Origin of the sequence: Cupriavidus basilensis (assembly GCF_029335485.1) — a bacterium.
GTDB classification, from domain to species: Bacteria; Pseudomonadota; Gammaproteobacteria; order Burkholderiales; family Burkholderiaceae; genus Cupriavidus; species Cupriavidus basilensis_E.
The window spans coordinates 1-22,594 of record NZ_JARJLM010000692.1 but is presented as its reverse complement, the minus strand read 5'-3'; the positions used below and the strand labels follow the sequence as shown (position 1 = coordinate 22,594).

Genomic DNA, 22,594 nt, shown 5'->3' with positions numbered 1-22,594 from the left:
GCCCCGACTACCATGCCCCGGCAGCCGACGCGCCCGCCGGCTACCCACATGCCGGCGCCCTGGCGGCGCGCCAGGCGCAAACGCCTGCGCCGCCGCTGGATACCTGGTGGACAGGGTTCGACGATCCCGTGCTGACGCGCATCGTCCAGCGCGCGCTGGACCAGAACCTGGACCTCGCCGCCGCCTTCGCCCGGGTGCAGCAAGCCCGCGCCGCCGCAGCGGAAGCCGGCGCGCAGCTGCTGCCCCAGGCAAGCCTCTCGGCACAGGCGGTCAAGGAGCGGCAGTCCCTGGAAAGCCCGCTGGGCAGGATCGCCAGCCGGTTCCCGGGCTACAACCGCAATCCCGAGCTCTATGACGTGGGCGCCGGCGCGAGCTGGGAGATCGATTTGTCCGGCGGCTTGCGGCGTGGGGCCGAGGCAGCGGACGCCGAGGCGCAGGCGGCCCGGGCCGATCACCTGGGGACGCGCATTTCGGTGGCGGCGGAGGCGGCGGACGCCTATTTCCGGGTGCGCGGGGCGCAGCAGCGCATCGCCATCGCGCAGGACGAGGTAGCGAACAACGGCAGGCTGCTGGAATTGGTGCGGCTGCGGCTGCACGACGGCCTGTCGTCCAGCCGCGAGGTGGCGCAGGCGGAAGCCCTGGTGGCCCAGGCACGCGTAACCATTCCGCCCTTGCGGATCGAGCTGCAAACCCAGTTGAACCGTCTGGATGTCTTGATGGGCGCGCAGCCGGGCACCTATGCCGCGGAACTTGGCCCGGCCCCGGGCCACCTGGCCGTGCCCGCCATCTCGGTGGCGCAAGGGCCGGCGGACCTGCTGCGCCGCCGCCCGGACGTGATCGCCGCGGAGCGCAGGCTGGCGGCCAGCAATGCCCGCATTGGCGTGGCCACCGCGGAGTACTACCCCAAGCTATCCTTGTCGGCCCTGCTGGGTTTCGAGAGCCTGAGCAGCGGCAAGCTGTTCTCCGCCGCGGCCTTCCAGCCAATGGCCGTGGCCGGGCTGCGCTGGCGCCTGTTCGATTTTGGCCGGGTGGACGCCGAGGTGGCGCAGGCGAAGGGCGCCAACGCCGAAGCGCTGGTCAATTACCGCAAGGCCATGCTGCGCGCCACGGAAGACGTGGAAAACGCCATCGTCACGCTCACCGAACTGGAATCCCAAGGGCGGGAACTGGCCACCGAGATCGACGCGCACGTGCGGGCACGCAGCGCCTCCGAGGATGCCTACAAAGGCGGCGCCGTCAGCCTGTTCGAAGTGCTCGACGAGGAACGCCAGCTGCTGGCCGCCCGCGACCAGCAGGCGCGTGTGCATGCGGACAATGCACGGGCGGCGGTGGCAACGTTCCGCGCACTGGGAGGCGGCTGGTAATCAGCCCCGCCCGGGCCCGGGCTGGCCGAGACACGGGGACCAGCTCCCCGCAGGCTGCTCATCGCTGCCACGCCAGGCTGCGCCGCCCCCAATCGACGCACCGTTCCCGTGCACAGGCCGGCCCGGAGCGCAAACTGGTGCGCCGGGGCACGGCATCGGCGCCGCGCATGCCAAATTTGCGTACAAACTATGTGCATCAGCCTTGTACATCAGGCTGGCATACCTCTTGCGTCTTAGCCTGGCATGACACTCGCCATGCCAACCTTTCCCGCCCGCGGCAACCCCGCCGCCATCGCCACAGCCGATCCCGCGCCCGGTTGCTCCTCGGCCGAGATCGCCGAGCGCGTCACGCAATCCATCCTGGCCCAGCGGCTTGCCCCCGGCACGCGACTGGGCGAGCAAGCGCTGGCTGGCCTGTTCGGCGTGAGCCGGACGCTGGTGCGCGAGGCGCTGACCCGGCTGGCCGCGCGCGGCATCGTCACGGTTTCGGCCCGGCGCGGCTGGTTCGTGATCGAGCCGTCGCGGCAAGAGGCGCAACAGGCGTTCGCCGCGCGGCGCGCGATCGAGCTTGGCCTGCTGCGCTATGCGGCGCCGGCCTCGGCGGCGGCCATCGGCCGGCTGCAGGAACATGTGGCGCGGGAACAGCAGGCGCTGCGCGCCGACGACAAGGCACTGCGCAGCTACCTGCTGGGCGATTTCCATGTGTGCCTGGGCGCATGCGTGGGCAATGTGCTGCTGGCCGACACGCTGCGCGACCTGACCGCGCGCACCACGCTGATCGCCATGCGCTACCAGTCCAGCCACCAGGCCAACGAATCGTGCGCCGAGCACGTGCAGATCGTGGCGGCGCTGGCCGAGGGCGATACCGAGCGCGCGATCGCGCTGATGGACGCGCATCTGCGCCATGTCGAGGCCGGCCTGAGCGCCGCCGCGCCGGAGCCGCCGCCGGACCCGCTGCGCCAGGCGCTGCGCCCCTTCGGGGGCGGCGCCTGAACCATACCGTGCACCGGGCACCGGGCACCGGAGCCGGCCGCATACCCACCGATCTTCCTCAACCTCAACGGCAAGACTGCAAGGATTCCTCATGACACTCTCGAAGCTCCTCCTCGGCCTGGGCGCCGCCGCCCTCGCCTTCTCGATGCAGACCGCCGGCGCCGAAGCGCTGGACGACGTGGTCAAGGCCGGCGTGCTCAAGGTCGCGGTGCCGCAGGATTTCCCGCCCTTCGGCTCGGTCAACGCCGAGATGAAGCCGCAGGGGCTGGACATCGATGTCGCCGCGCTGATCGCCAGGAAAATGGGCGTAAAGCTGGAACTGGTGCCGGTGACCAGCACCAACCGCGTGCCTTACCTGCAAACGAAGAAGGTCGACCTGGTGATCTCCAGCATGGGCAAGAACCCCGAGCGCGAGAAAGCCATCGACTTCAGCGAAGCCTACGCGCCCTTCTACAATGGCGTGTTCGGCCCGGCCGACCAGAAAGTGGCCAGCGCCGCCGACCTGGCCGGCAAGACCGTGGGCGTAACGCGCGGCGCGGTCGAAGACCTGGAACTGAGCAAGGTCGCCCCGCCCACCGCCACCATCAAGCGCTACGAAGACAACAACGGCACCATCAGCGCCTTCCTGTCCGGCCAGGTGCAACTGGTGGCGACCGGCAATGTGGTAGCCGCAGCCATCCTCGCCAAGAACCCGCCCAAGAAGCCGGAGCCCAAGTTCCTGATCAAGAACTCGCCCTGCTTTATCGGCATGAACAAGGGCGAGCCCAAGCTGCAGGCCAGGGTCAACGCGATCCTGGCGCAAGTGAAGAAGGACGGCGAACTCAATGCCCTCACGGTGAAATGGCTGGGCATGCCGCTACCGGCCACGCTTTGATGCCGCCCGGGATCGCGCCGCTCATGCACTGAAGCCATGAAGCCGGCAAGCCATTGACGCCCCGTGGCGCCGGCCCCGCGCCCCTGCGCGCCCACCCGGGCGCCGCCACCCAACGAGTTCGCATGTCCTATCAATTCGATTTCCTTTCGGCCTTCGACTATGCCGGGGTGTTCGCCCACGGCATCGCCGTCACGGCCGAACTCACCGCCATCGGCGGCGTGCTGGGGGTGACCCTCGGCATTGCCTGCGCCTGGGCCCGCACCCAGGGTCCTGCCTGGCTGGCCGCCAGCGCCGGCGGCTATGTGGAGCTGATCCGCAATACCCCCTTCCTGATCCAGCTGTTCTTTATCTTCTTCGGCCTGCCCAGCGCCGGGGTGCACCTTGGCGAGATGCAGGCGGCCATCCTCGCCATGGTCATCAACCTGGGCGCCTACAGCGCCGAGATCGTCCGCGCCGGCATCGCAGCCGTGCCGCGTGGACAGCTGGAGGCCGGCGCAAGCCTGGCGATGGCCCCCTTCCAGGTGTTCCGCCACGTCGTGCTGCGCCCGGCCTTGCAGAAGATCTGGCCGGCGCTGTCCAGCCAGGTGGTGATCGTCATGCTGGGGTCGGCGGTCTGCTCGCAGATCGCCGCCGAAGACCTGACCTTTGCCGCCAACTTCGTCCAGGGCCGGAATTTCCGGGCCTTCGAGGTCTACCTGCTGACCACGCTCATCTACCTGCTGCTCGCCATCGGCCTGCGCCAGGTGCTGCGCGGTCTCGGCGGCATGCTCTTCCGGAGGGCGTCATGACCGATTTTTCAACGTGGGACATCCTGCGCAACCTGCTGCTGGCGGCACGCTGGACCGTGGTGCTGTCGCTGGTGGCCTTCGCCGGGGGCGCCGCGACCGGGCTGCTGGTGCTGCTGATGCGCATCAGCCGGCGCGCGCCGCTGCGCCGTGCCGCGTGGGCCTTTATCGAAGTCTTCCAGGGCACGCCGCTGCTGATGCAGCTCTTCCTTGCTTTCTTCGGGCTGGCGCTGTTCGGCGTGGAGATCCCGGCCTGGCTGGCCGCGGGCCTGGCGCTGTCGCTCTGGTCCGGCGCCTACCTGGCGGAAATCTGGCGCGGCTGCGTGCAAGCCATTCCCAAGGGGCAGTGGGAAGCCGCCGGCTGCCTGTCGCTGGGCCACCTGCAGCAGATGCGCTACGTGATCCTGCCGCAAGCGCTGCGCATCGCGATTGCGCCCACGGTGGGCTTCGTGGTGCAGATCATCAAGGGCACGGCGCTGGCGTCGATCATCGGTTTTGTCGAGCTGTCCAAGGCCGGTACGGTGATCACCAACGCCACCTTCAGCCCCTTTACCGTCTATGCGCTGGTCGCGCTGCTCTACTTCGCGCTGTGCTGGCCGCTCTCCCGTTACAGCCGTCATCTGGAAAGGAAACTCAATGTCGCTCATCGCCATTGAAAACGTGAAGAAGCGCTTCGGCGCCAACCAGGTGCTCAAGGGCATCGACCTGAAGGTGGAGGCCGGCGAGGTGATCGCCATCATCGGCAAGAGCGGCTCGGGCAAGAGCACGCTGCTGCGCTGTATCAACGGGCTGGAAAGCATCGATGAAGGCAACATCACGGTGGCCGGCGCCAAGCTCGGCGCCAGCGAACTGGAGCTGCGCGCGCTGCGGCGCAAGGTCGGCATGATCTTCCAGCAGTTCAACCTCTTCCCGCACCTGAGCGCCGGGCGCAACGTGATGCTGGCGCCGACCGTCGCCGGCGGCGTCAGCGAGTCCGAAGCCCTGACGCGTGCGCGGGCATGCCTGGCCAAGGTGGCGCTGGCGGAGAAGTTCGACAGCTACCCGGACCAGCTATCCGGCGGCCAGCAGCAGCGCGTGGCGATTGCGCGGGCGCTCGCCATGCAGCCGCGGGCGCTGCTGTGCGACGAGATCACCTCGGCGCTGGACCCGGAGCTGGTGATGGAAGTGCTGAGCGTGGTGCGCCAGCTGGCGAGCGAGGGCATGACGCTGCTGATGGTGACGCATGAAATGCGCTTCGCGCGCGAGGTCTGCAACCGCGTGGTGTTCATGCACCAGGGGCGGGTGCATGAGATCGGGCGGCCGGAGGAAATCTTCGCCAACCCGGCCACGCCTGAATTGCAGCAGTTCCTGGGGATGGCGGCCTGAGGCTGCCCGGCTGGAAGCACGCCGGCAGCGCGGGAAACCGGACTGCCGGCGTGCTGGCTTCCATCCCCAGCGCGGGCGCTTGCGCCTTGTCTCAGGCAAAGGCGTTGCGGGAGGACGGCAACACCGTGCCCACCGTTTGGGCGAACAGCCCGGCGATGCGGTCGATATCCTGCTCCGTGCAGATGAAGGGCGGTGCAAACAGCACGTGGTCGCCGTGCACGCCATCGACGGTGCCACCCATCGGGTAGACCAGAAGACCGTTCTGCATCGCGGTCGATTTCAGTTTGGCGTGGACCTTCAGCGCAGGGTCCAGGGTCGCCTTGGTGGCGCGGTCGGCCACGAACTCGACGCCGACAAACAGCCCGCGCCCGCGGATGTCGCCAACGTTGGGATGCTCGCCCAGCACTTCGCGCAGCCTGGCGCGTAGTTGTTCGCCGCGCGCCTGCACATTGGCCAGCAGCCCCTCTTCGGCAATCGTGCGCTGCACGGCCAGCGCCGCGGCACAGGCCGTGGCATGCCCGATATAGGTATGGCCATGCTGGAAAAAGCCGCTGCCGCCCACGATGGTGTCGTAGATGCGGCGGGTGGAGAGCATCGCGCCGATCGGCTGATAGCCCGCGCCCAGGCCCTTGGCAATGGTCACGATATCCGGTACGACGCCATCTTCCTCGCAAGCGAAGAGATAACCGGTGCGGCCCATGCCGGACATGACCTCGTCGAGGATCAGCAATACGCCGTACTTGTCGCAGACCGCGCGGATGCGCTTAAGATAGTCCGCAACGGGCGGCACCGCGCCGGCGGTGGCGCCAACCACGGTCTCGGCCACGAAGGCCGCGACGCTTTCCGGGCCCAGTTCCAGTATCTTTGCCTCCAGTTCGTCGGCAAGGCGCTGCGCATACTGGACGTCGGTCTCGCCGGCAGCCTGGTCGCGATAGGCATAGCAAGGCGACACGTGATGCGCCGGCACCAGCAGCGGCAGGAACGGCTCGCGCCGCCAGGCGTTGCCGCCGATGGCCAGCGCCCCGAGCGTATTGCCGTGGTAGCTCTGGCGGCGGGCGATGAAATGCCGGCGCCCGGTCTGCCCGAGCTCCACGAAGTATTGGCGCGCCAGCTTCAGCGCGGCCTCGACCGCTTCGGAACCGCCCGACACGAAGTAGACGTGGTCAAGGTCGCCCGGCGCGGCCTGCACCAGGGTATCGGCCAGCGTCTCGGACACCTCGGTGGTGAAGAACGACGTATGCGCGTAGGCGATCGTATCCAGCTGCGCCTTGATCGCCTCGATCACGCGGGGGTGGCCATGGCCGAGGCAAGACACGGCGGCGCCGCCGGAAGCATCGATGTAATGCTTGCCGTTGCTGTCGATCAGCTCGATGCCCTTGCCCGCGACGGCTACGGCGAGGGTCTGGCGAGGGTTGCGGTGGAATACGTTGGTCATGATGTGCTGTGTTGAAAACGATGTGTCGGTGGTTTGGCCTGGCGCTCCAGCACCTGCCCCGGGAAGGCGGGAAGGACGCGTGTCTCGTCCCACACGCGCCTGCCGTTGACCCAGACGCCGTCGATGCCTTCGCTCAGGCGGATGGGATCCTCGAACGTCGCGGTGTCCCGCACGCGCTGCGCATCGAACAGGACCAGGTCCGCAAAATACCCCGTGGCGACAAGTCCCCGGGCTTCCAGGCCATACTGCGCGGCAGCCAGTCCGGACATCTTGTGGATGGCTTGCTCAAGCGTCATCAGCCCGGCCTCCCTGACCAGGCGCCCGAGGATGCGGGGAAAGGTTCCCCATTGGCGGGGATGCGGCCTGGGGTCGAACGGCAGGCCATCCGACCCGAAGATGGTCAGCGGGAAACTGGCGATGCGCTCCACATCCGCTTCATCCATGATGAAATAGATCGCGGCAGCCGGGCGCAGCCTTGCCAGCAGTGCGTCTTCATCCAGGCCCAGGGTGCGCATCAGTTCGTCGAAGTCCCTGCCGCCTGCCTCCGGGTATCCCTTGGACCACGTAATCATGGTGCGCGAGGATTGCCGCACGCGGTCCAGCCTGAGCATCGTGGAGGTGGCCGGATAGGGGTGGCAGTCCAGGCAAAGCGGCTGCAGCCTCGAGGCACGCTCCAGGATGCCCAGCGTCTCGATGGAACGCCCGTGATTGCGCTTGCCGGCCACCTTGTGATGCGAGAAGACGATGCGGCAACCGAGTGCCTGGCCGATCCGCAGGGCCTCCTCCATCGACGGCACGATGTCGTCGGTCTCATCGCGAAGATGGGTGGAATAGACGCCGCCATACCGGCTGACCGGCTCGCAGACCGCGGTGATCTCCGCCTCCGTCGCGGCGGCCGCCGGCGGGTAGAAGGTGCCGGTGGACACGCCGAACGCGCCTGCCTGCATGGCCTGGTCTACCTCCAGGCGCATCGAGGCCACCTCTTCGGGGGTGGCTTCGCGGCCCAGGTCCCGCATGACCTTGACGCGCAGCGTCGAATGGCCCAGCAACGGTACGACGTTGACGTTGGCCGGCGCCGCGCGCAGGGCGTCGAGCCAGTCGGCGAATGCAGCGAAACGGAATAGTTCCGCCGGCCCCATCAGATCGAGAGGCTGGGGCGGATCCTCCGTCACCAGCGGCGCCACGCTGATCCCGCAATTGCCCGTCACCACGGTCGTGATGCCTTGCGACACCTTGGGCTCCATCTCGGGATGCACCAGCAGGTAGCCGTCGTCGTGCGTGTGAGCGTCGATGAAGCCCGGTGCGAGAACGCGGCCGTTCGCGTCGATCGCCTCCTTCGCGGGCAGGCCGGCAAGATCGCCAATGGCGACGATGCGGTCTCCAAGCACGGCAACGTCGGCGATACGCCGCTGCGCGCCGCTACCGTCGACCAGCGTGGCCCGCCGGAAGAGCGTATCGACGGCCTGGATGGAATGCACGGGCGTTTCCAAGATCGGGGCTCCCTTTGGTGTGGCTCGATATGCCGAGGACTGGCCTGGTGCCGCCCTCCCCGTTCGGATCACCCTGGCCAATTAGCCAGAAGTATAGGAAAGGACAACGCACTTTGCAACATACGTTTCCTATTTTTATATAGAGATACGATTGATTCAGTAAAGCGAGGTACCGTCCATGGCGGCGTCACCCGTGCATCCGGAGACCACCTATGCAACAATCGTTACAAACACCCCGATCGGGACCAGCCATGCCAATTGAATCCTCCGCGCCGCCGCAGCACCTGGACGAGCTCCTTGCCCTGCTGCGGGAAAACTTCGCGGCGCTCAGCCCCCAGTTCCAGGGAGGCGCGCGCTACCTGCTCGACCACCCCCAGGAGATCCCCATCCTCTCCATGCGCAAGATCGCCGTGGACGCCGGGGTACAGCCTGCGACGCTCGTCCGCCTCGCGCAGTTTCTCGGCTTCGAGGGTTGGCAAGGGCTGCGCGAGCTCTTCGTGGAGGCGTTTCGCGGTGGCCCCCAGCCCTATGCGAAGCGGGCGAAGAAGCTGGTACGGGACAGCGGCTCGAGCCGGCTGCTCGCGGAAATGCTCGATACGCAGCACCGCAACCTCGACCTGACGGGGGCCAACAACGCGGAATCGATGCCGCGAGCGGCAGACCTGCTCAGTGCCGCGCCCAATGTCTACATAGCAGGCTTTCGCTCCTGCTATCCGATCGCCTTCACGTTCCAATACATCTACCGGCTGTTCCGCTCGTCCGCGCACCTGATCCGGGGCGATGCGGGAACGCTGGAGATGGAACTGCGGGCCCTGGCGCCCAAGGATGCCGTCGTGGTGGTGAGCTTCGCGCCCTATTCGCAGGAGATCATCCGCGTAGCCAGCGCCGCGAAGCAGGCCGGTTGCCGCATTGTCGCCCTGACCGACAGCACGGTAGCGCCGATCGCGCTGGAGGCGGACTGCACCCTGCTCTTCTCGGTCGACAGCCCGTCGTTCTTCCCTTCCATCACGGCGGGCGTGGCAGTGGTCGAAGCACTGGTCGAGCAGCTTCTGGCAAAGAAGGGCAAGGGCGCCATCAAGGCCCTCGAACTCGCCGAGGGCCAGTTGCACCAGACTGGCGCTTACGTCCAGGCGAGGCATGGCTAGGCGGTATGCCCGGTATGCCCGATCTGCCACGACCCTGGACCGGGGGCGCCGTTTGCGACCGGCCGCACAGCCCTTCGGCCTCCAGGAACAAGGCCGCCTCCAGGCAGCGCGCCTCCTGCCCGGGCGGGCCGATCAGCTGCACGCCCAGGGGCATGCCGTCCCTGCGGCAAGGCGCCGTCACCACAGGCAGTCCGGCCAGGGAGATGGGACGCGTCATGTGCCCCGCGTCCGCCCGTGGCCGGTAGATTCGAGCGGTCCCCGCGAACCGGTCCACGCCGATCGGCGGCGCTACGTAGGGGGTGGTGCACGCCAGGAGCAGATCGACACCGTCGAAGAGGGACTCGATCCGCTTGCGCCAGGCGGCCTGATAACGCTTCGCGGTCTGGTACCAGGACTCGGGAATGGCCAGCCCCGCGAGCATGCGCTGGCGCACAAAGGCACTATATGCCGGGTGGTTCACCGCAAAACCGCGCTGCAGATGGTTGTAACCCACCTCGAACGCCGAGATGATCGAGGCGGCGTCGCGGGCCAGATCCGCATCCGGCAGGTCGATCGTCCTGGCCGAGCGAAACCCCGAGGCAACGCTCAGCACGGCATCGCGGGCTTCGTCCTCGGCGAAGTCGCCAAAGCCGGCCCCCAGAACCCCGACACGCAGGCCGCGCGCGGCATTCCCGCGCAGGAGCGTCCCACCGAAGCCGGCCGGGCCGGCAGCCTGCATCGCCTGGTACGCCAACGCAAGGCCTTCGGCGTCCGACGCCATCGGGCCGACGGCATCCAGGCTCTGCGCGTAGGGAAAGCACCCCTGGGTCGAAACGCCGCCCGTGGTGGGGCGCAATCCCCAGACGCCACAGAATGCCGCCGGAGCACGGATGGAGCCGTTGGTGTCGGAGCCGAGTCCCAGCGGCGCAATGCCGGCCGCGATTGCGGCCGCCGTGCCGGCGGACGATCCGCCCGTGATGCGCGTCGGGTCCCGCGGATTGCGCACCGGGCCGCCAATCACGTTCTCACCCGTGGCGCCGCAGGCATACTCGTCCATCTGCGTCAGCGCCACCGGGATCGCCCCCGCCGCGATCAGCGCGCGCACCACGGCCGCGCTACGGCGCGCCGGGGCCTCGTCTTGCCGGGCTTCGGCGCCGGCAAGCGTCGGGTGGCCTGCCACGTCCAGCAGGTTCTTCACCACAAACGGGACGCCGGCCAGCGGCGGCAAGGGCATGCCGGCAAGGCGCTCGCGGTCCAGTACCTTCGCGCGGGCAATGGCCTCTTCCTGCAGCAGCAAGGAAAGACAATTGAGTTCGCGGACCTCCCCCGCCCTGGCCAGGCTGCGGCGCACGATCTCCTCGGCGCTGGCCGCGCCGGCGCGCAAGCGCTCCGCCACCCACGATGCCGACCGCGGATCAGGCCCCATCGCCACGCTCCGTATCGGCCGCCGCACAGTCCTGCATATCGTTTTCCAGCCGCCGGGCCATGGTGCCCATGCCCACCAGCAGCGCAACGACGGCCTGGACATCGTCCGCGCTGACCGGCGGGTGGACTTTGCGCAAGGCAGCCTCGACCGCGGACATGGCCTGCGCCTGCGTCAGATCCCGCATGGCGCGCTCACACCGGACGGGCTGACAGCAGCTTGCGCGGAATCGCGAGGATCAGCACGGCTGCAGCGAACATCAACCCTGCCAGCGCCAGGACGCCCAGCGAGATGCTGCCGGTGGACTGCTTGATTCCGCCCATCAGCACCGGGCCGATCAGCCCCGCGAGACTTGCCGCGCTGTTGATCATGGCAATGCCTCCGGCCGCCGCCGTTCCCGCCAGGACCCGGCCCGGCAAGCCCCAGAACATGGCCAGCGTCGCCATCAGGCCGGAAATGCCGATGGTCAGGAACAGCATGGCTACGACCGTGTTGTGAGGAAAGAGCGTGCTTGCCCACATCGCGGCCGCCGCCACGAACAGCGGGATGGCGGAGTGAAGCCGGCGCTCGCCGGTACGCTCGGCATGGGCAGCATTGCGGTTCATCGCGACGCAGGCAACGCTGTAGGGAATCGCGGTCAGGAACGCGATCTCCAGCGGAGACTGCATGCCCGTGGATTGAATGATGGTGGGCAGCCAGAACACCAGGCCGTAGTTGCCGATATTGAAGAGCAGGCAGATCGCCATCAGGGTCCACAGGACCGGCGACTTCAACGCGGCCACGAAGCTGGTGCTCTTCCTGGCATTCTCGGTGGACAACGTGCCGCTGATTGCCGCTGCTTCCGCCTTGGTGAGCCAGGGTGCGGACTCCGGCGACTCCGGCAGCATCCTGAGCACCAGCATTCCCAGCGCGATGGCCGGCAGCGCTTCGATCAGGAACATCCATTGCCAGCCCTGCAGCCCATGCAGGTCGTGCGTGCCGGACATCAACGCGCCGGAAATCGGCCCGCCCAGGACCATGCCCAGCGGCATGGCCAGGAACAGGAACAGGATCGACATGATCTTCGACTGGCGGTCGGCCGGATACCACTTGTTCAGGTACATCACGGCGGCCGGAAAGAAGCCCGCTTCCGTCACGCCCAGCAGGAAGCGCGCGGCGTAGAACTCGAATGGCGTGCTCACCAACATGGTCGCGGCGGAGACAAGGCCCCAGACGATCATGATGGCGGCCATGCTCTTGCGCATGCCCAGGCGGTAGATCAGCAGGCTGCTGGGCACCTGGCAAAGCATGTATCCCCAGAAGAAGATGCCGGCCCCGATCCCGTACACCACATCGCTCAGACCCAGCGCCTGCTGCATCTGAAGCTTGGCGAACCCGACATTGACCCTGTCCAGGTAGCTGAAGAAATAGCAAAGAACGATGAACGGGACGATGCGCCGCGTCACCTTGGCAAACGCCGATGTCGCCAGCGCAGCGTCGGCAAGGGGGATCCTTGCCGCCAACCCCTCGGCAGCCGTGCTTTCCAAAACACCCATATCGGTCTCCTCACACCTCACCAGATAGCGAGAGCGTCCCGACGCCCCCCGCGGATCGCCGCGCTTACTCGAATGCCTCGTCGTTCGGCTGTTCGTAGGCCTTCTTGACCATGGCGCTTATCGGGAACTCGAAGTTGATGTTCTTTGGCGGCACAGGCTTGTTGAACCACTTGTCGTACATGACCTTGATCTCGCCGCTGTTCATCAGGCCCGTGATCACTCCATCGACAAGCTTCTTGAACCCGGGATCGTCCTTGCGCATCATGAAGCCGTAGGCTTCGAAGGACTGCGGCGTGCCGACCACCGTCCATTCGCCCGGATTCGGCGCCATGGTCCGGGCGCCCGAGAGCAGGACATCATCCATCATGAAAGCCGCCACCCGGCCGGACTGCAGGATCAGGAACGATTCGCCGTAGTCCTTGGCGCTCTGGATGGTGATGTTTGCCTTCTTCTCGTCGTTGAGCTTGCGCAGGATCCGTTCGGACGTCGTACCTGCGTTCGTCACCACGGCCTTGCCGGAAAGGTCATGGAAGTCCTGGACCGGACTGCCCTTCTTGACCAGCAGGCGGGTGCCGGCGACAAAGAACGTGGTGGAGAAGGCCACCTGCTGCTGGCGCGCCTTCAGGTTGGTGGTGACGCCGCACTCCAGGTCCACTGTCCCGTTCTGCACCAGCGAGATCCGGTTTTGCGCGGTCACGGGAATCATGCGCACCTGCAGGCTGGCAACCGCCGTCTGCTTCCTGACCTCCGCGATGATCTTGTCGCAGATGTCTTGCGAATAGCCGATCACCTTCTGGTTGCTGTCGTAGTAGGAAAACGGGATCGACGAGGTGCGGTGTCCTATCGAGATGGTTCCCGCTTCCTTGATCCGGCTCAGCGTCGGGCTCGCGCCCACATCGGCGGCACGGGCTGCGCCTGCGCCAAGCAGGGTGCCGGCCATGGCCAGTCCCAGGCAGGTGACTCTAACGGCTTTCATCTATCGCTCCTTGTCTGGCAAACGCACCATGAACCATCGCGTTTGCATATTAGCCACTGAGCAACATATGTTCCATCCTAGTTAACCATGAAACATTCGTATTTTTTCACCTGGATGTGATGAAACAATCTCATCATGCACCATACCGAAGAATCATATGGTGCAGTACTGCGCCGACTTGAGGCATCCCCCCGCCTGGACGGCGGCGGCAGGGAGCCGCCAGGTCACAAGGCAGGTAAGGCAAGCAAGGCAGGAGGAATCGGGGAGGGATACGCCTGAGCCGGAATGGCATCGGGTACGGGTTGGGGCGGCGATTGCCGCTTTCCGGATCCCCTGACGTGCCAGCGAGGGAACCGGCGGGGAGGCGGCGATGGAAGATGGAAGTCACGACAAACCGTGCGCCTGCCGGAGCGGCGGGGCGGCGTTCGGCCTGGTCAACAGGCGTACCGCAGGGGACGGCCGGCGGCGGTCCCCCGCCCTGTCCTCAGCGCGCCAGCACGCCGCGGATGGTGTCTGCCAGGTCCTTGGCGAGGAACTTCGACACATAGGCGTCGGCCCCCACCTTGCGCACGTGGTCTTCGCTGGCGCTGCCGGACAGCGAGGAATGGATCACCACCGGGATCGACTTGAAGCGGGCGTCGGCCTTGATCTTGCGCGTCAGCGTGAAGCCGTCCATCTCGGGCATCTCCAGGTCGGTCAGCACCAGCGCGATCTCGTCCTGCACGGTCTTGCCGTTGGCTTCGGCGTGCTCGGCGATCTCGCCCAGTTGCTGCCAGGCTTCCTGGCCGGTCTTGGTCATCAGCACCGGCACGCCCATGGCCTTGAGGCCCTGCTCGATCAGGCTGCGGGCAAAGGCGGAATCGTCGGCCGCCAGGATCTTCGTGCCGGGGCGCAGCGTCAGCTGCGGGCCGACGGTCTTGGGATCGACTTCAGGCTGGCGCGTCGGCAGCACGTCGCGCAGGATCTGCTCGACATCGAGCACCTGCACCAGGCGCGGGTTGGCCGCATCGGACTCGTTCGCGAGCTTGGCGATGCTGGTCACCATGTCGCCCTTGACGCTGGTTTCGGCCGAGACCACCTGGTTCCACTCCAGGCGTACGATCTCCTCCACCGCCTCCACCGCGAAGCCCTGCGTGGAGCGCGCGTATTCGGTCACCAGCAGGATGTTGAGTCCGCTGCGCGGCGTGCAGCCGACCATCCTGGGCAAGTCGATCACGGGAATCACCTGTCCGCGGATGTCCGCCATGCCCAGCATGGCCGGTCCGCCTCCCACCACCGTGGTGACCTGGGGCATCACCAGGATCTCCCGGACCTTGAAGACGTTGATGCCGAACAGTTCGCTCTGCGCGGAATGGTCCGACTCGCCCAGGCGGAACAACAGCAACTCGAACTGGTTGTTGTTGGTCAGGTTGGTCCGTTCGTCGATGTCTCTCATCGAGCTGCTCATACGCTTCCTTTGTCCCGCAAGGCGCGGGCTCGCCGCGCGGTGTTGATCGTTTCGCCGGGTCCGCCTGCGCTGCGTGGCTCCTGAGGCGCTTGCCCGGAGCGGCGACGCTGCAATAACGGGCCACTGCTCCGGCTAACGGCCGGTTCGCGGGGAAATTTAGCGTTGGAGGGGCCTTGAAGCCAAGAATCCGGACCTCACCCCACTAAAGTGCGGGATGCGGCAGGCGGGGGACAAGCGGGGTCAGCTCAGTCCGTGCGATGCGGTGGACCTGCTCCTCGCGCATGGCGCGCAGCACTCGCGCATTGAGCTCCTGCGCCGGGGCGGCTCTTGCTGCCAGCCACTACGCCGGCTCCCCGCCGCCATGCGCCTCGACGTGCCCGCCAAAGCCATAACGCATGGCGGACAGCAGCCGGTCGCCATAGGTATGTTCCTGGCGTGAGCGGAACCGCGCGAACAGCGCACTGGCCAGTACCGGCACGGGAACGGCCTGCTCGACCGCGGCGTCGATGGTCCAGCGCCCCTCGCCGCTGTCGGCAACCTCGCCAGCAAAGCGCGACAGCCCGACGTCGCCGGCGAGCGCCTGCGCGGTGAGATCCAGCAGCCACGAGGACACCACGCTGCCGCGCCGCCAGACCTCGGCGATATCGGCCAGGTCTAGCTCGAAGCGTTCGGCTTCGGGCAGGCTCTCCGAGGCCTTGGACTTGAGGATGTCGAAGCCCTCGGCGTAGGCCTGCATCAGGCCATATTCGATGCCGTTGTGGACCATCTTCACGAAATGGCCCGCGCCGGCCGGGCCCGCGTGGATATAGCCCCGCTCGGCGCGGTCGTCCGCCGCACTGCGTCCCGGCGTGCGCGGGATGTCGCCATGGCCGGGCGCCAGCGTGCCGAACAGCGGATCGAGCCGGCCGACTACCCCGGCATCGCCCCCGATCATCAGGCAATAGCCGCGTTCCAGCCCCCATACGCCGCCCGACGTGCCCACATCGACATAATGGAGCCCGCGCCCGGCCAGTTCCCCCGCGCGCCGGATATCGTCCTTGTAGAACGTGTTGCCGCCGTCGATGATGACGTCCCCCGGTTCCAGCAGCCCGGCCAGCGCGGCGATCATCCGCCCGGTGGCATCGCCCGCCGGCAACATCACCCAGACGGCGCGGGGCCTGGCCAGCTTGCCAACCAGCGCCTCGATGCTGGCGACGCCCTCGGCGCCTTCCGTTTCCAGCGCCCTTACCTTTTCGGCACTGCGGTTGTACACCACGACTTCGTGCTGCCCGCGCAGCAGCCGCCTTGCGATGTTCGCGCCCATGCGCCCAAGCCCGATGATTCCGAGTTGCATGATCGGTCCTTTCATTGAGTCGGTGGTGACGAGGCCGTGATGAACTGCCCGCGGCAGCTTCTACAGTCCGGCCTATTGTCCGCCTGACGGGGCTGGCGTGCACGGCCCGGCGCAATCCGCCCGCCATGCGCAAAAAGCGCACCAGAAGGCACTGGCAACCATGGCCAATGGTGGCTCCTAGCCAACAGTTTCCATCTGCGCAAGCCATGAAAACCCGCAGGCCGATTTACATGAACTAAACAGCCGCTTAAAATTCACCCAGCCAGCGCCGGCGCAATCGCACACGACCGGGCGGCCCCGATATCACCGGCCAGCTTCTGGGGACACGCGCCGGCCAACCGCCCCTAACCATGTCCCTGCCCACGATGCAACGCCACCGCCCGCGCGCCACCTTGTCGGCTCCGCGCCGCGAGTAAGGCCAGCGCCTGCCTGGCGCGGCTTGCGCCCCGCAACCCGCCCGTGACCGCACCGCCCGCGCCGCCTTTGCGCGCCGGGGCCGGCAGCGCGGGTCCCCGCTTTCACCGCCAACACCAATCGCCCCTGCATTGCCATGTCCGTTAACAGTACGACGCTCGCCACCCCGGACTCCGGAGAACACCAGCACGCCGGCATCGGCCGCCGCATTGTCGCCATCGTCTTCTTCAACTTCATTGCCTACCTGACGGTGGGCCTGCCGCTGGCGGTGGTGCCCGGCTTCGTCCATGGCGACCTGGGCTACGGCACCGTCGTGGCCGGCCTGGCGGTCAGCATCCAGTACCTGGCGACGCTGCTCAGCCGCGCCTGGGCCGGCAACCTGTGCGACCTGCAGGGACCGAAAAAGTCGGTCACGATCGGGCTCATGCTGTGCGCCGGCAGCGGCCTGCTGGCGGTGCTGTCCAGCCTGCTCGTGCACACCGGCTGGCTCAGCCTGGCGTGGCTGTTTGCCGGGCGGCTGGTGCTCGGCGCGGGCGAGAGCCTGGTTACCACCGGTACCATCGCCTGGGGCATTGGCGACGTAGGGGCCCGCCACACCGGCAAGGTGATCTCCTGGAACGGCATCACCACCTATGGCGCGCTGGCGCTGGGCGCGCCGCTGGGCGTGCTGCTCGACGCGCGCTGGGGCTTCGCCTCGCTGGGCATCGTCACCCTGGCCCTGGCCGCCGCCGCCTTCGCGCTGGCGCGCCGCAAGGCCGCCGTGCCCACGGTGAAGGGGGAGCGCATGCCGTTCCGCACCGTGTTCCGCCACATGACGCCGTTCGGACTGTGCCTGGCGCTGGGCTCGGTGGGTTTCGGCACCATCACGGCCTTTGTCACGCTGTACTACGCCAGCCACGGCTGGGACCATGCAGCGCTGGCGCTGACCAGCCTGGGTATCAGCTTCGTGCTGGCGCGCCTGCTGCTGGCCGACAGCATCGGCCGCTTTGGCGGGTATCCGGTGGCGCTGTGTTCGTTTGCCGTGGAAGCCGCCGGCCTGGCCCTGATCTGGCTCGCGGACAGCCCGGCTCAGGCCCTGGCCGGCGCCGCGGTCACCGGCTTTGGCTTTGCCCTGGTGTTTCCGTCGCTGGGCATGGAGGCGGTCAAGCTGGTGCCGCAAAGCAATCGCGGTTCCGCGCTTGGCGCCTATGCGCTGTTTCTCGATCTCTCGCTGGGGCTGACCGGCCCCTTGGCCGGGGTGATCGCGAGCCATGCGGGATATAGCTCGGTCTTCCTGTTCTCTTCCGTGACGGCGCTGGCGGGCCTGGCCTTGAGCCAGGTGCTGGCGGTGCGGGCGCGGCGCGCGGCCTGAACGGCGGCCGCCTCAGACGAAAAATCAGAAAAATCTGAATGCAATTTGGGCCAATTCCGATTGATCCTCTGAGATTTACTATTAAAAGCCTATTGGGCAATGATATTCAGCGTTTTCCGCTTGACCCATTCCATTCTCGCCGATACAGTACGCGGGTTATTAATTTCAGGGCTTACCCAGTGAGTACTTGTTCCGACGACAGTAGTCGATCCAGGATCGGCACCCCCACCTGATCGGGCTCACGGTATTCCCAGCGACCGTGCCCGACTTGCGGCACGGTGCTTTCGAGGCCGGACGTCCTGTCCCGCCTCTCTTCCTGAACACGGCTTCATTCTTCTGACCGCGCATGCGTTGCAGCACGCCGCTGCCTGCGCCTGCCTGTGTCTTGCACAAGACTCACCGGCTCTTCCTGCTCGTTACAGGAGTTCTTATGGTGTGGCACGAATTCGCCCTGCGCTTGCTGGAAGCGCTAGCGCTGGGCGCGTGTATCGGTACCGAACGGCAGTTGCGCCAGCGCATGGCGGGACTGCGCACCAACGCGCTGGTTGCAGCCGGCGCCGCGCTGTTCGTCTCGGTCTCCGCTTTTTCGTTTGACCCGCAGGGGCATGCGCGCGTCGCCGCGCAGGTCGTCTCCGGCATCGGCTTTCTCGGCGCCGGCGTGATCATGCGCGACGGACTGAACGTGCGCGGCCTGAATACCGCCGCCACGCTGTGGTGTTCTGCCGCGATAGGTGTCCTCGCCGGACTCGGCCATGCGCTGGAGGCCGCCATCGGCACCGCCTGCATCCTGTGCGTCAACTTTGGCCTGCGCAAGCTCGGCCAGCGCATCAACCGCCATGGCCCGGCCGTCGCCGCGGAAGTGGAAATGGTGTACCGCATCACCACGGTCTGCACGACCAATGAGGAAATCCACGTGCGCGGCCTGCTGCTGCATGCGCTCACCGAGATGCCGGCTCTGCTGCTGCAATCGCTGCATAGCGAGGACACCGCCAGCGGCGGCCAGATCGAGGTGCGCGCCGACGTGCTCGCCGCCCCCGGCAATGAAAGCAAGCTGGAGCAGATCGTCAGCCGCATCAGCATGGAAAAGAGTGTTTCCCTCGTGCGCTGGGCCATTCCGGCCAGCGCACTCGAATAACCCTCAGGAGAAAGAAAGGAGCCGAATATGCGTTTCCTCAACTGGATGCTCCCCCAGGATCGTAGCCGCGGCACTGCCCAGGAAAAGCGCGGCGCCGCCGCCCAGCTGTTCCAGGTGGTACTGCTGTGCAAGGACGACTATGGCCTGCGCCTGGAGCAGCAACTGCGCCATGAGCTCGCCGCGCGCGACCTGTCGCTGCAGCGCCTGCGCACGCGGCAGTGCGATCGCCGCGAACTGGTCGAGATGCGGGTGCTGGTGCACTGCCAGCCGGGCGGGCGGCCCGGCATGGTCAAGCTGGTACAGCGCCTCGGCCTGGAGCCACTGGTACGCGCGGTGCGCTGGGAGACCGTCCCGCAGCCCGAGCGCGCGCTCGCGGCAGCCTGAGCCCGTCGAACAACCCAAACCCATGAGGTACGAGCATGGACCCCGACCCTTCTAGTACGCAGCGCGGAAGGCGCGGCGCATTCCTGCTGGTCTGATCCCGCTTCCAGCGTCCTGCCGGAGCCGCGGCGACGGCCGCACGAATCCGCCAGGCGCCCTTCACCTTGCGCAGGCCCCTGCCTGCGCTCACGCGGGAGCGTCACCTCCTCCCGCGCTGCCTGCACCTGAATGACACCACGGGCGATTGCGCCCATCACCGGCTACCTGCGCGGATTTGCCACCCCGTAGCGCCGGGGATGCGTCACGCCTGTCGACTCCTGTCGTCTGCCGTTCCGCCACGCTGCGAATCGCGGCGGCGACACACCACCAATATGCGGTGTCTTGGCCCACTGGGACAGTGCGCCAACGCCGAACCGAGGAGAAACGCCATGCGTATGCCCCCCCATCGCCAACCCCGAGCCTTGCACGGCATGCCGCCGCGGCTCGCGCTATACGCCGCCTGCGCGGCATGCATCGCGCTCACCGGCTGCGACGGCCCCAGCCTGCTGGGTGCCCATGCCACCACCGCGCCGGCGCAAACGCCCGAACTGGTCCGCGAAGGCAACTTCATCACGGTGCCCGAGGCCTCTCCGCTACGCGCCAAGCTGCAGGTGCAAGCGATCGTCGAACAGGTGCTGGAGCGGCCCATCGAGGTACCCGGGTCGATCGAGCCGGACCCCGCCAAACTGGTCAAGATCGTGCCGCCGCTGGCCGGGCGCATCGAGAAACTGTACGCCGGGCTCGGCGACACCGTGCGCAAGGGCGATCCCCTTTTCATGCTGGACTCCGCCGAACTGAGCGCGGCGCAGGGCGAAGCCGGCAAGGCGCGCGCCGCCTTGCTCGAGGCCCGCCTGAACCTGGACCGCCAGCGCACCCTGTACGAATCCGAAATCGTGGCCCGCAAGGATTACGAGCAAGCGCAGATGGCTTTCGCCCAGGCCAGCAGCGACGCCGAGACCTCCGCCGCCCACCTCGCGCAGCTTGGCGCCGTCAGCGCCTCGCCGTCGCAGCGCAAGTACACCATGCGCTCGCCGCTGGCCGGCCGCGTGATCGAACTGGAAGGCGCCCAGGGCGGCTTCTGGAACGACACCGGTGCGCCGGTGATGACCGTGGCGGACCTTTCCGTTGTCTATCTTGCCGCCAACGTGTCAGAGAAGGACATCGCCTCGATCTTCGTCGGCCAGGCCGCCGCCATCGCCCTCAATGCCTACCCGGATCAGCCGGTCACGGGCAAGGTGCGGTACATCGGCGAAATACTCGACCCCGACACGCGCACGGTGAAGGTGCGGGTCGCGGTGGACAACAAGGAAGGTCGCTATCGCCCCGGCCTGTTCGCCAAGGTCACCTTCTCGGGCGAAAAGCATGCCGCCCTGATGGTGCCGCCATCGGCGCTGCTGCAAAGCGGCCTGCACACGCGCGTGCTGGTGGAAATGGCGCCCTTCCGCTACGAGCCGCGCATCGTCAAGACGGGGACCCATTCCGACGGACGCGTCGAGATCCTCGCCGGCCTCAAGGCCGGGGACCGCATCGTCGTGAAGAACGGAGTGCTGCTCCATGATTGACCGTCTCGTCACCCTATGCTTCCAGCGGCGCGCGATCGTCTGGCTGGTGTTCGCGCTGGTGGCGCTTTACGGCGCCCACAGCTGGAAACAACTGCCCATCGAAGCCTACCCGGACATTGCCGACGTCACGTCGCAGATCGTCACCCAGGTGCCCGGCCTGGGCGCGGAGGAAATCGAGCAACAGATCACCATCCCGCTCGAGCGCGCGCTGCTGGCCACGCCCGGCATGCATGTGCTGCGCACCCGCAGCCTGTTCGCACTGTCCCTGATCACCGTGGTGTTCGAGGATGGCACGGAAGGCTACTGGGCGCGGCAACGCCTGCAGGAACGCCTCAACGAGGTCGACCTGCCCTATGAGGCCAAGCCGGGCCTGGACCCATACACCTCGCCCATCGGCGAGTTCTATCGCTACACGCTGGAGTCCACGACGCGCGACCTGCGCGAACTGTCGGAGCTGCAGACCTGGACCGTCATACCGCGCCTCAAGAAGGTGCGCGGCGTGGTCGACGTGACCAACTTCGGCGGGCTCACCACGCAGTTCATGCTGGAACTCGATCCCACGCGGCTGAACCAGTACAACCTGACGCTGGCACAGGTGACCGAAGCGCTAAACGCCAACAACGTCAACGCCGGCGGCAGCGTCATCGACCGCGGCGAGCAATCCTACGTGGTGCGCGGCGTGGGCCTGCTGCGTTCGCTCGACGACATGGGCAATGTGGTGGTCACCAGCAAGGACGGCACGCCGGTACTGGTCAAGGACCTGGGTACGCTGCGCTATGGCAACGTCGAGCGGCGCGGCATCCTAGGCAAGGACGACAACCCCGACACGGTCTCCGGCATCACCCTGCTGCTCAAGGATTTCAACGCCTCCGAGGCGCTGGACGGCGTGCACGAAGCCGTGCGCGACCTCAACGAGAACCTGCTGCCCAAGGATGTGAAGGTGGTGGCCTACCTGGACCGCACCGCGCTGATCGACGCCACCATGCGCACGGTCGGCATGACGCTCACCGAAGGCATGCTGCTGGTGGCCGTGGTGCTGCTGCTGTTCCTCGGCAGCCCGCGCGCGGCGCTGATCGTGGCGCTGACGATTCCGCTTTCGCTGCTGATCGCCTTCATCTTCATGTATCACCTGCGCATTCCGGCCAACCTGCTGAGCCTGGGCGCGATCGACTTCGGCATCCTGGTGGACGGCGCGGTGGTACTGGTCGAGAACATGCTGCGCCGGCGCGAACAGGAGAAGGACCGCGCGCTTACGCCACGCGATGCAATCGAGGCGACCTTGCAGGTGGCACGGCCGATGTTCTTCGGCATGCTGGTGATCGTTGCCGCCTATCTGCCGCTGTTCTCCTTCGAACGCATCGAGTACAAGCTGTTCTCGCCCATGGCCTTCGCCGTTGGCGCGGCGCTGGTCGGCGCGCTGATCGTGGCGCTGGCACTGGTGCCCGCGCTGGCCTGGATCGCCATGCGCAAGCCCCGCCGCATCTTCCACAACCCCGCGCTGGCGTGGCTGACCGTACGCTACCGCGCGGCGCTGGAGCGCGGCATCGGCAAGATGCGCTGGGTGGCCA

At 67.1% G+C, this 22,594-nt stretch carries 20 protein-coding genes; 12 read left to right on the top strand and 8 right to left on the bottom strand.

The window, feature by feature from the left end; all coding sequences use genetic code 11:
* From P3W85_RS42895 to P3W85_RS42870, 6 genes are all read left to right on the top strand, one after another.
* Nucleotides 1-1,364 (top strand): efflux transporter outer membrane subunit (locus P3W85_RS42895; protein WP_276269284.1); only part of this gene is annotated, 1,364 nt, incomplete at its 5' end.
* 255 nt (nucleotides 1,365-1,619) lie between these two features.
* The gene (locus P3W85_RS42890) at nucleotides 1,620-2,357 is read left to right on the top strand and encodes a GntR family transcriptional regulator (RefSeq protein WP_276269283.1); all 738 of its coding nucleotides are present in this window, start codon (nucleotides 1,620-1,622) and stop codon (nucleotides 2,355-2,357) included.
* A 91-nt stretch (nucleotides 2,358-2,448) separates the two neighbouring features.
* Entirely contained in the window at nucleotides 2,449-3,231 is a 783-nt protein-coding gene (locus P3W85_RS42885) for a transporter substrate-binding domain-containing protein (protein WP_276269282.1), read from the top strand.
* A gap of 122 nt (nucleotides 3,232-3,353) precedes the next feature.
* On the top strand, nucleotides 3,354-4,019 hold the full coding sequence (locus tag P3W85_RS42880; protein WP_276269281.1) for an amino acid ABC transporter permease: 666 nt from the start codon (nucleotides 3,354-3,356) through the stop codon (nucleotides 4,017-4,019).
* Complete coding sequence (locus tag P3W85_RS42875; RefSeq protein ID WP_017229685.1) at nucleotides 4,016-4,672, top strand: amino acid ABC transporter permease; 657 nt, start codon at nucleotides 4,016-4,018, stop codon at nucleotides 4,670-4,672. Before P3W85_RS42880 ends, P3W85_RS42875 begins: the two co-directional genes overlap by 4 nt.
* A complete protein-coding gene (locus tag P3W85_RS42870; RefSeq protein WP_017229684.1) occupies nucleotides 4,653-5,381 on the top strand; it encodes an amino acid ABC transporter ATP-binding protein in 729 nt (242 codons plus the stop codon). Before P3W85_RS42875 ends, P3W85_RS42870 begins: the two co-directional genes overlap by 20 nt.
* 91 nt (nucleotides 5,382-5,472) lie before the next feature.
* Here P3W85_RS42870 and P3W85_RS42865 read toward each other — a convergent pair whose 3' ends face one another.
* Complete coding sequence (locus P3W85_RS42865; RefSeq protein WP_017229683.1) at nucleotides 5,473-6,816, bottom strand: aspartate aminotransferase family protein; 1,344 nt, start codon at nucleotides 6,814-6,816, stop codon at nucleotides 5,473-5,475.
* Nucleotides 6,813-8,294 (bottom strand): N-acyl-D-amino-acid deacylase family protein, encoded by a 1,482-nt coding sequence (locus tag P3W85_RS42860; RefSeq protein WP_276269280.1) that lies wholly within the window; start codon nucleotides 8,292-8,294, stop codon nucleotides 6,813-6,815. The genes P3W85_RS42865 and P3W85_RS42860 overlap by 4 nt, the downstream gene beginning before the upstream one ends.
* Before the next feature lie 263 nt (nucleotides 8,295-8,557).
* On the opposite strand from P3W85_RS42860, the gene P3W85_RS42855 reads away from it, so the two are divergent.
* Nucleotides 8,558-9,451, top strand: a complete 894-nt coding sequence (locus P3W85_RS42855) for a MurR/RpiR family transcriptional regulator (RefSeq protein ID WP_017229681.1) — start codon at nucleotides 8,558-8,560, stop codon at nucleotides 9,449-9,451.
* On the opposite strand, the gene P3W85_RS42850 is transcribed toward P3W85_RS42855, so the two are convergent.
* The 6 genes from P3W85_RS42850 to gnd all read right to left on the bottom strand — a co-directional run bounded on the left by P3W85_RS42850 (nucleotide 9,381) and on the right by gnd (nucleotide 16,144).
* A complete protein-coding gene (locus P3W85_RS42850; protein WP_276269279.1) occupies nucleotides 9,381-10,856 on the bottom strand; it encodes an amidase family protein in 1,476 nt (491 codons plus the stop codon). The two genes, P3W85_RS42855 and P3W85_RS42850, sit on opposite strands and share 71 nt — an antisense overlap.
* Entirely contained in the window at nucleotides 10,846-11,040 is a 195-nt protein-coding gene (locus P3W85_RS42845) for a hypothetical protein (RefSeq protein WP_276269278.1), read from the bottom strand. The genes P3W85_RS42850 and P3W85_RS42845 overlap by 11 nt, the downstream gene beginning before the upstream one ends.
* 7 nt (nucleotides 11,041-11,047) lie before the next feature.
* Nucleotides 11,048-12,388, bottom strand: a complete 1,341-nt coding sequence (locus P3W85_RS42840; protein ID WP_276269277.1) for an MFS transporter — start codon at nucleotides 12,386-12,388, stop codon at nucleotides 11,048-11,050.
* 64 nt (nucleotides 12,389-12,452) lie between these two features.
* Nucleotides 12,453-13,364 (bottom strand): glutamate/aspartate ABC transporter substrate-binding protein, encoded by a 912-nt coding sequence (locus P3W85_RS42835; protein ID WP_276269276.1) that lies wholly within the window; start codon nucleotides 13,362-13,364, stop codon nucleotides 12,453-12,455.
* A gap of 484 nt (nucleotides 13,365-13,848) precedes the next feature.
* The gene (locus P3W85_RS42830) at nucleotides 13,849-14,811 is read right to left on the bottom strand and encodes a chemotaxis protein (RefSeq protein WP_017227855.1); all 963 of its coding nucleotides are present in this window, start codon (nucleotides 14,809-14,811) and stop codon (nucleotides 13,849-13,851) included.
* Between the two features lie 340 nt (nucleotides 14,812-15,151).
* Nucleotides 15,152-16,144 carry a phosphogluconate dehydrogenase (NAD(+)-dependent, decarboxylating) gene (gene gnd, locus P3W85_RS42825; RefSeq protein WP_017227854.1) on the bottom strand — a complete coding sequence of 331 codons (993 nt, stop codon included), beginning with the start codon at nucleotides 16,142-16,144 and terminating at the stop codon, nucleotides 15,152-15,154.
* A gap of 550 nt (nucleotides 16,145-16,694) precedes the next feature.
* Between gnd and P3W85_RS42820 the strand changes: the two genes are divergently transcribed.
* From P3W85_RS42820 to P3W85_RS42800, 5 genes are all read left to right on the top strand, one after another.
* Nucleotides 16,695-17,909 carry an MFS transporter gene (locus tag P3W85_RS42820; RefSeq protein ID WP_276269275.1) on the top strand — a complete coding sequence of 405 codons (1,215 nt, stop codon included), beginning with the start codon at nucleotides 16,695-16,697 and terminating at the stop codon, nucleotides 17,907-17,909.
* 433 nt (nucleotides 17,910-18,342) lie between these two features.
* Nucleotides 18,343-19,044 (top strand): MgtC/SapB family protein, encoded by a 702-nt coding sequence (locus tag P3W85_RS42815; RefSeq protein WP_276269285.1) that lies wholly within the window; start codon nucleotides 18,343-18,345, stop codon nucleotides 19,042-19,044.
* Between the two features lie 27 nt (nucleotides 19,045-19,071).
* Nucleotides 19,072-19,428 (top strand): hypothetical protein, encoded by a 357-nt coding sequence (locus P3W85_RS42810; protein ID WP_017227851.1) that lies wholly within the window; start codon nucleotides 19,072-19,074, stop codon nucleotides 19,426-19,428.
* A 425-nt stretch (nucleotides 19,429-19,853) separates the two neighbouring features.
* Nucleotides 19,854-21,026, top strand: a complete 1,173-nt coding sequence (locus P3W85_RS42805; RefSeq protein WP_035812976.1) for an efflux RND transporter periplasmic adaptor subunit — start codon at nucleotides 19,854-19,856, stop codon at nucleotides 21,024-21,026.
* The coding region (locus P3W85_RS42800) for an efflux RND transporter permease subunit (RefSeq protein ID WP_276269274.1) at nucleotides 21,019-22,594 on the top strand (1,576 nt) is incomplete at its 3' end. The genes P3W85_RS42805 and P3W85_RS42800, both read left to right, overlap by 8 nt.

What these genes read in the sequence shown, in the direction of transcription:
- P3W85_RS42890 (WP_276269283.1), top strand. Translation starts at nt 1,620, where the DNA reads ATGCCAACCTTTCCCGCCCGCGGCAACCCCGCCGCCATCGCCACAGCC.
- P3W85_RS42885 (WP_276269282.1), top strand. Translation starts at nt 2,449, where the DNA reads ATGACACTCTCGAAGCTCCTCCTCGGCCTGGGCGCCGCCGCCCTCGCC.
- P3W85_RS42880 (WP_276269281.1), top strand. Translation starts at nt 3,354, where the DNA reads ATGTCCTATCAATTCGATTTCCTTTCGGCCTTCGACTATGCCGGGGTG.
- P3W85_RS42875 (WP_017229685.1), top strand. Translation starts at nt 4,016, where the DNA reads ATGACCGATTTTTCAACGTGGGACATCCTGCGCAACCTGCTGCTGGCG.
- P3W85_RS42870 (WP_017229684.1), top strand. Translation starts at nt 4,653, where the DNA reads ATGTCGCTCATCGCCATTGAAAACGTGAAGAAGCGCTTCGGCGCCAAC.
- P3W85_RS42865 (WP_017229683.1), bottom strand. Translation starts at nt 6,816, where the DNA reads ATGACCAACGTATTCCACCGCAACCCTCGCCAGACCCTCGCCGTAGCC.
- P3W85_RS42855 (WP_017229681.1), top strand. Translation starts at nt 8,558, where the DNA reads ATGCCAATTGAATCCTCCGCGCCGCCGCAGCACCTGGACGAGCTCCTT.
- P3W85_RS42850 (WP_276269279.1), bottom strand. Translation starts at nt 10,856, where the DNA reads ATGGGGCCTGATCCGCGGTCGGCATCGTGGGTGGCGGAGCGCTTGCGC.
- P3W85_RS42845 (WP_276269278.1), bottom strand. Translation starts at nt 11,040, where the DNA reads ATGCGGGATCTGACGCAGGCGCAGGCCATGTCCGCGGTCGAGGCTGCC.
- P3W85_RS42840 (WP_276269277.1), bottom strand. Translation starts at nt 12,388, where the DNA reads ATGGGTGTTTTGGAAAGCACGGCTGCCGAGGGGTTGGCGGCAAGGATC.
- P3W85_RS42835 (WP_276269276.1), bottom strand. Translation starts at nt 13,364, where the DNA reads ATGAAAGCCGTTAGAGTCACCTGCCTGGGACTGGCCATGGCCGGCACC.
- P3W85_RS42830 (WP_017227855.1), bottom strand. Translation starts at nt 14,811, where the DNA reads ATGAGCAGCTCGATGAGAGACATCGACGAACGGACCAACCTGACCAAC.
- gnd (WP_017227854.1), bottom strand. Translation starts at nt 16,144, where the DNA reads ATGCAACTCGGAATCATCGGGCTTGGGCGCATGGGCGCGAACATCGCA.
- P3W85_RS42820 (WP_276269275.1), top strand. Translation starts at nt 16,695, where the DNA reads ATGTCCGTTAACAGTACGACGCTCGCCACCCCGGACTCCGGAGAACAC.
- P3W85_RS42810 (WP_017227851.1), top strand. Translation starts at nt 19,072, where the DNA reads ATGCGTTTCCTCAACTGGATGCTCCCCCAGGATCGTAGCCGCGGCACT.
- P3W85_RS42805 (WP_035812976.1), top strand. Translation starts at nt 19,854, where the DNA reads ATGCGTATGCCCCCCCATCGCCAACCCCGAGCCTTGCACGGCATGCCG.